Origin of the sequence: Mucilaginibacter sp. (genome assembly GCF_036383575.1) — a bacterium.
Classification (GTDB): domain Bacteria; phylum Bacteroidota; class Bacteroidia; order Sphingobacteriales; family Sphingobacteriaceae; genus Mucilaginibacter.
In genome coordinates this window covers 1-4,683 of sequence record NZ_DASVOB010000528.1, presented here as the reverse complement: position 1 = coordinate 4,683, position 4,683 = coordinate 1, and the positions used below count along the sequence as shown (strand labels likewise).

At 42.4% G+C, this 4,683-nt stretch carries 5 protein-coding genes; all 5 read left to right on the top strand.

Annotation, left to right across the window (positions count from 1 at the left end):
- Positions 1–138: 138 nt before the first annotated feature.
- Positions 139–672, top strand: a complete 534-nt coding sequence (locus VF500_RS18655) for an ATP-binding protein (protein WP_330861127.1) — start codon at positions 139–141, stop codon at positions 670–672.
- A gap of 492 nt (positions 673–1,164) precedes the next feature.
- A complete protein-coding gene (locus tag VF500_RS18650) occupies positions 1,165–1,725 on the top strand; it encodes an RNA polymerase sigma factor (RefSeq protein ID WP_330861126.1) in 561 nt (186 codons plus the stop codon).
- A complete protein-coding gene (locus VF500_RS18645) occupies positions 1,722–2,297 on the top strand; it encodes a hypothetical protein (protein WP_330861125.1) in 576 nt (191 codons plus the stop codon). Before VF500_RS18650 ends, VF500_RS18645 begins: the two co-directional genes overlap by 4 nt.
- Positions 2,278–3,738 carry a hypothetical protein gene (locus VF500_RS18640; RefSeq protein ID WP_330861124.1) on the top strand — a complete coding sequence of 487 codons (1,461 nt, stop codon included), beginning with the start codon at positions 2,278–2,280 and terminating at the stop codon, positions 3,736–3,738. The genes VF500_RS18645 and VF500_RS18640 overlap by 20 nt, the downstream gene beginning before the upstream one ends.
- Positions 3,739–3,878: 140 nt before the next feature.
- The coding region (locus tag VF500_RS18635) for an AraC family transcriptional regulator (RefSeq protein ID WP_330861123.1) at positions 3,879–4,683 on the top strand (805 nt) is incomplete at its 3' end.

Below are 4,683 nucleotides of genomic sequence, written 5' to 3'. Positions count from 1 at the left end.
GGGTTCCGAAGAAAACTGAATAAGTGATTAGAGGTTAGTGATTGGAGATTAGTTTTCCTGGTAATGCTGATATCTAAAAAAAGCTTTTACACAAATCCCCTCTCAAGAGGGGATTTTTATTTAATGTATTTTTGCCCTATGAACAAAATACTCAAAATAGCAGTTGTAGGCCCCGAATCGACAGGTAAATCAACCATGTCAGAACATTTGGCGGTGCATTATAATACAATAGCCGTACCTGAGTATTCGCGCGAGTATTGTGCAAACCTCACCGGCGATTGTACTTTTCAGGATGAGGTAAACATGTTTCACGGTCAGTTGGCGCTCGAAAAAAAACTGCTGCCGCAGGCCAACGGTATCCTGATCTGCGATACCACTTTTTTAACAGTAAAGATCTGGAGCGAAGAAATGTTTGGCGGTGCTCCGCAAGAGGTAATTGACGAGTTGCCGCAACATCCTTACGATTTTTATTTGCTCTTAGATATTGATCTGCCCTGGCAGGATGATCCTTTGCGCAACTTCCCCACCAAACGCGAATATTTTATGAATGTTTGGCACCGGGAGCTTCAGGCGCTCAACGCCAATTATAAAGTGATATCCGGCCTGAATGAACAACGATACGATAATGCAGTCAAAGCAGTTGACGACTTTTTAGACACTATTTCAAAATAAATAGCGTCTTCGTGAGTAACCATCAGGGAATCCCTGGAAAAAATCGTGATGATGTGTAAAATATATATTAGGGATGTTGCGCGGGAGCCGCGTTAGGGATTGCAGTGTAAAGCCCACAGCGTGTGTAGGGAGTGCGGGCAGGAAAGGCGAGGACTTGTAACGGAAAGCCCGGGCCGCAGGCAACGCCCATGTTATAAAATTGATCAAAAAAAACATACTTAATAATCAATAACTTACGATCACGTCATTATAAGGTACGAAGCAATCAATCCCCATGAGGCAGAGCGGCTATGCAAGTTTCTCTGTATAGTTTGAGATTGCTTCGTACCTCGCAATGACGCTTTTTTATCAGACATTTTTTTGTGATACGTTTACAAGCCCTCGTTAACTTAAAATTTTCAAAAAAATTATCAGTAATTAAAAAAATATTTTTCACATACGTGCAACGTTGCAAAATGCCCTGCGTCTATTAACCTGAAGCTGGTTTCAAATTTGGAAGCGATATATATTGACAAACATTACAACCTGGTGGTTGAGTGCAAGCAGGGGAGCAAAAAAGCCTGTTATGAGCTTTACCGTCTGTATTCGAAAGCTATGCTGAACGTGGCCTTTCGGATAGTGGGCGATATTGCCGAAGCAGAAGATGTGCTGCAGGAAGCTTTTGTGGATGCCTTTGCCAAGCTGAAGGATTTTAGGCAGGATACCACATTTGGCCTCTGGCTTAAGCAGATCGTTGTGAACCGGTCAATCAACCTGCTGCGCAAACGCAAGCTGGAACTGATTGAGCTGGAAGACGGCCACCTTGAAAATATTGCCGATGATGAAAGCTGGGACGATGAAGACGTGCAATATCAGGTTGCCAGGGTAAAAGAAGGCATGAGCCAGCTGCCCGACGGTTACCGCGTTGTACTATCGCTTTACCTGCTTGAAGGGTATGACCACGAAGAAATAGGACAAATATTGAACATATCAGAAAACACATCAAGAACTCAGTTTTTGAGAGCTAAAAGAAAGTTAATTGAAATTTTAAACAGGAAAGGACAAGTATCATGAGCAAGCGATTTGAAGATTTCATGCACGACAATAACGAAGAATTTAACGAGATAGAACCATCGGCAGATCTGTGGGGTAAAATTGAGGCACAGCTCAATTTTTTGGACGAGGAGCAGGAGGCACCAAAAAAACGCGAAGCAAAGACTTTTTCGCTGGGCTTCGTGCTAAAAGTAGCCGCATCGGTCATCATCGTAATGGGAATAGGCTTCGGCATATATATACAAAGCCAAAAAGGAACAAAAGGAGTTGACCTTGCAGCCATTAACCCCGAGTATGCGCAACAACAGGTGCACTATGCATCGCTTGTTGAAACAAAGCTTACCGAACTTAAATCAGCATCTAAAAATGATCCGCAGCTATACAAGGAGTTCAGCGCCGAAATAGCTAAAATGGATTCCTCCTATAAAAAACTAAACAATGATTTAGTCACCAGCCCTAACCAGGAACGTGTTTTACGTGCAATGATCCGGAACCTGCAAGTACAAACCGAGGTGCTAACTCAGCAATTAAATGTAATTGAACAGTTTAACCAGATGAAAAAGGAACAAAAAAATGAAACTAAAAATATTTAGTCCGGCACTGCTTACACTTATCGGTTTGTTAACCATAAGTACAGCAAACTTCGCTCAGGTTAGCCCTGCGCCTCCTGCTGCACCGGCAAAGCCAAAATTGCCACCTACGCCGCCTCCTGCCGCCGAATTGAACGGTGATGATTGGACTTCGGCTACCAACAGCAAGGAGTATCAGCAAAAAATGAAGGAGCTGAACACCAAAATGCGCGAACTGCAAAAGGAAATGAGTAACCTGCGCGTACAGCAGCAAAAACAATTGCACCTTAAAATGCAAAATATGCTGAAATTGAACAAGCAGTTTGCCTTCAAATTTAAGGATAGCACGAAGTTTAAGAGCTTCGACTCCTTAAAGTTTAAAATGAAGTTTAAGGAGTTTGATACCATGAAGTTTGCCGAGAAATTCGAAAAGCTCAGCCCTAATATCAGCTTCGGTTTTAAAAACTTCGATCAGAATTTTAGCTACAGTTTCGACGGGGATGACAGCTATGAGAAGCAGGTACAAAACGGTGATATAATTGAGAAAACCAAAAGCTACAGCAAAAGCTATAATGTTGATGGCAATGATGTGATTAACATCGATAACAAATTTGGCAAGATCACCGTAATTACCTGGGCCAAAAGCGAGGTTAAGGTTGATGTGCAGATCAAGGTTGGTGCAAATGACGAGGATAAGGCTCAAAAACTGCTTGATAACGTAACTATTAAAGATAGCAAAGATGGCTCGGGCGTATCGTTCAGGACTTCTATTAGCCAAAACGATGATGATAACGGTAGCTGGGGCAACTTATTCGGCAAGAAAAACTCTGTTCGCAAAATGGAGATCAACTACACCGTTTACATGCCTGCCAAAAACCCGCTTACCATCACCAATAAATACGGCAGTACCGAATTACCCGATTTGAGCGGTAAACTCAATATCAATAATTCATATGGCAGTTTAAATGCGAAAGCGCTGAGTAACCCCGCTTGCCAGATCAGGGTAAGATATGGCAGTGCTACTATTGAAACGTTAACAGGTAGCGACCTGGATGTAGCCTATGGCAACCTTAATCTTGGCGATTGCGATAAGCTGAACGCCGATGTAAGTTATGGCTCGGCAAAAATTGGCAGGATCACCACATCAGGTAATATCAATGTGAAATTCAGCGGCGCACTGAATATTGGAGAGGTTGATAAAAATGTGAAAAATCTTTCGGTTAACTCATCATACTCAAGCGTGAAGCTGGGAGTAAGCGACGGGCAAAATGCCGATTTTGATATCACGGTGCACTATGGCAGCTTTAGCTATGGAGGCCATGATGTTAACATCACCAGCAAAACTCCCGCTGATGGCGAACGTGGTTTTAACCCTACAAAAACCTACAAAGGTCATTTAGGTAAAGGTGGCAGCGATAAAACCATTACCATCAGCACCAGTTACGGTAGTGTAAGCTTTGATTAAAAAGTAAGAAGCAATAAAAATTACAAAGGGCGTATCGGTAGGTTATCAAATAATCTAACGATATGCCCTTTGTAGTTATTGATTTGCCTGTTGTTGCAAATCTCCTGCATCCCTCATAGCTTTGATGCAAACATTTCGCCATGCGCCAGGATAATGAAAAGCAGATCTTTAATACCCTTTATGATCAGTATAAGCACCTGAGCTTGCCGCTTGAACTGATAAAGCATACCGACTTTACAGTTTTTAACCTGAAGGACATTAATCAGCCTGTGCCGTTTAAATCGCCGCTGAGCAGACTTAATTTTTTTGTTTTCGCTTTTATAAAACAGGGGCGCGGAGATTATACTATTGATGAGCAAAACTACAAGTTACAGCCGCGCGCCGTTTATTTCACCAATCCGGGGCATTTCCGCTCGTTTAATTGGGAACATATAGGCGATGTGTATCTGTTTACGCTCAGCGAATCGTTTTTGAAGGAAAATGTACATGCCAATATCTTTGATGAGTTCCCGTTCCTGCTGGCCGAGACATTCCCGGCCCGTGTGCTTAGTCCTGAAGTTTTTGGAGAATTTGATATTTTGTATAACCAGATCTTAAAAGAGTATAACTCGGATAGTCCGTATCGTTACCGTATTATCGGCAACCTGTTTGTTGTGGTGCTGTTAAAATTCAAAGAATATTTCTGGAAAGATTATAACCCGATTTATGAAGGTAACCGGAGCTCGGAAATTGTGAAAAACTTTAAACGCCTGCTCGAAAAACATTACCGCGACCTGAGCAGCGGCGTTGCCGAACAGGCTTTCCGTGTACAGGATTACGCCGATGCGCAAAGCCTTCATCCCAATTACCTGAGTACTGTTATCAAAATAAAAACCGGTAAAACTATCAGTACCTGGATAGCCGAAAAAACCATTGCTGAAGCCAAGGCGCTGTTGCAAAATTCCA

Excerpts from the sequence above, each read along its gene's own strand:
- VF500_RS18640 (WP_330861124.1), top strand. The coding sequence starts at position 2,278 with ATGAAACTAAAAATATTTAGTCCGGCACTGCTTACACTTATCGGTTTG.
- VF500_RS18645 (WP_330861125.1), top strand. The coding sequence starts at position 1,722 with ATGAGCAAGCGATTTGAAGATTTCATGCACGACAATAACGAAGAATTT.
- VF500_RS18655 (WP_330861127.1), top strand. The coding sequence starts at position 139 with ATGAACAAAATACTCAAAATAGCAGTTGTAGGCCCCGAATCGACAGGT.